The following is a 2,289-nucleotide window of genomic DNA, read 5'->3' on the forward strand; positions in this document are numbered from 1 at the left end:
AGCGTCATCACACCAAATTTTCTCATCTTTTTTTTCATTTTAAAATAAAACATTTATTAATTATATTCACCTGTTCCTGTCTCACAATCATTGTTTCCAATGCCGTTTTTTGTCTCTATTCGTTATTTTTCCCTATGAATTCTTCCAGGTTGCGCGAGGCCTCCTCAAGACCGCCTTTCTCTGCCGCACGGAAATGCGCCTCCGCCCGTTCGTAATTCCCTTTTAACAGTTCGAGGACACCGAGGGCATTGTCATACGCGGGAGCCGGAAGGCTTGGTTCCACCTTGGTAAGGTAGCGCTCCGCCAGCACGATATCGTTCCGCATGAGCGCCGCCATGGCCGCATTCAGGTTGGCGGTCTCATCTTCGGGAAACATCCGGACAGCCGTTTCGAACAGATCCGCGAACGTTTCGGATCCATACGGATGGCTATTTGCAACCAAATATATTTCATCGAGAGAGAGGTTCTGCGGCTCGCTCTTTATTTTCTCCCTTGCTTCATCCAGGTCAAACGGGCGGACGCTATACCCAATCTTGCATGTGGCCACACGCAACTTCGGGAACATGTTCGTCGCCATGTACCGGTACGGGCGGCCCGATGCCAGCTCCATCAACTCTTTCTTGCGCAGGGTACCGTCTTCGGTGGAGCGGATAATTCGGAGGGCCTCCTCCTTGTGTGCCATGTCGGAATCTTCGACCAGTTTTTCCAGCCCATCCCAGTTCTCACCGCCGAAGCCGGTGTGATACGCACTCCTCTCAAAATCATACCGTGCAACCAGATAATCCCGTAAAGATTCCGCCCGTGCTTCAGACAACCGTCTGTTATGCTCCGGGGAGCCTTCGGGAGAGGCATAGCCGGTGATCTCCAGCTTCTCGACCGTGATATCGGGGTTGTGCTTCACCTCGTCGATCATCTCCCTGATCTTCCGTAGCTCCGCGGGATTATTCATGTAGTCGGGATATATATCGGCCCGGTTTACCACGAAATCAAGCGATACCCGCGCTTCTATATTCCGCCGTTTTGTTTCCGCTATCTGTGGTTTGATAAAAGCCAGACTGGGAGATGCGGGGGGAACAACAACGCGCTCCTTTTCGACCGAGACGTGGGCGACAGGCGCTTCCCCGGCTCTCTCGCGCGACGAAACGCCACAACCGCAAAGATCGGACACCATCTCGAGACGGGCACCGGACATCCACGCTTCAAACGGCATTGTATAACTGTAATTTAACGCGCGTTCCTGTTGCCCGTAGCCTTTTTCAACGGCATACGGGGCGACATGCCGTGCCCGCTGCTTCTCTCCCATAAGGGCGAGATAACGCCCGTATTCTTTGTAGTTACGCCTTCCCTTTATCGCGATTTCCGGTAACTCCTTTGAAATTGTCCCGTTGGTGAGCACAGGAATAATATTGAGGGAGCGGTTACTTTCCACCGAAGCGTTCCCGATGTCCACTATCAGATTGACCACCAATTGATCGCCTTTTTTCGCTAATTCAATCACGTTCACCGTAATCCGGCCATCGTATAGCGACCCTTCCCGGGCATGAATGGAAAGCGTGACAAGCAGGGCGGTAAGGATTATCTGTAATTTCTTCATTTCCAGCATTATTTAATCATATAGATCAGTGAGAGACCTGCCTTGGTAGGGCCGAAATAGTGCTTCGACTCATTCCCTCGTTTTTCCCCGCATTGCCCGCAAGCGAACTTATCGTACCTTAGATAGGCATACCCCGCACCTATCGTGGCTTCAATGCCCCAGCTCCTGCCGATGATCCAGTGGTAGCCGTAGCTGACTCCCCCCCCGGCCAGCCATCCCTCGTAGCGGTTGTCCAGTATCTGCCTGTTTTCAATCGTTCCGAACATCTTGCCAGAATGGAATCCCCAGGGCAGCATGCCCCCGAAATTATATTGGGCGAGATGGGTGGAGAAACCCCAAAAAGTGCCACTGAACCTGGAGCAGCTCCAAATACGGTACTCCGGCTGCAGAAGCCAGTGCTTCATCTTTCGATTCCCCGAAAAGGTCCAGGGATTGATGTTGCCGGAGATATCCAGCGTGGAGCGTTCTCCCAATCCTACTTCCAGGCCAAGATTCAAAGAGGTCGTCGCATCATAGAGAAGATTACTCTTGATGGCCGCCTTTTGTGCGAAAACACCCGGCAATGAGGTTGCCAGTGCAAAAATGAGCAGAAATAACTTGTGATGAGACTCATACATATAATGGATGTATTACTTCGTTCATATCCTGTCCTGTATATCTTGCATTGCGCATTCCAGACATTATGGATATATAAA

2 protein-coding genes are annotated in these 2,289 nt (G+C 51.2%); both read right to left on the minus strand.

Features of this window, described 5'->3' with window-relative positions:
* Positions 1 to 115: 115 nt before the first annotated feature.
* A complete protein-coding gene (locus Q0502_RS18855; RefSeq protein ID WP_298654117.1) occupies positions 116 to 1,594 on the minus strand; it encodes a DUF3868 domain-containing protein in 1,479 nt (492 codons plus the stop codon).
* An 8-nt stretch (positions 1,595 to 1,602) separates the two neighbouring features.
* The gene (locus Q0502_RS18860; RefSeq protein ID WP_298654118.1) at positions 1,603 to 2,211 is read right to left on the minus strand and encodes a DUF3575 domain-containing protein; all 609 of its coding nucleotides are present in this window, start codon (positions 2,209 to 2,211) and stop codon (positions 1,603 to 1,605) included.
* Positions 2,212 to 2,289: the final 78 nt, after the last annotated feature.

The organism is uncultured Proteiniphilum sp., assembly GCF_937873925.1.
Lineage (GTDB): Bacteria > Bacteroidota > Bacteroidia > Bacteroidales > Dysgonomonadaceae > Proteiniphilum.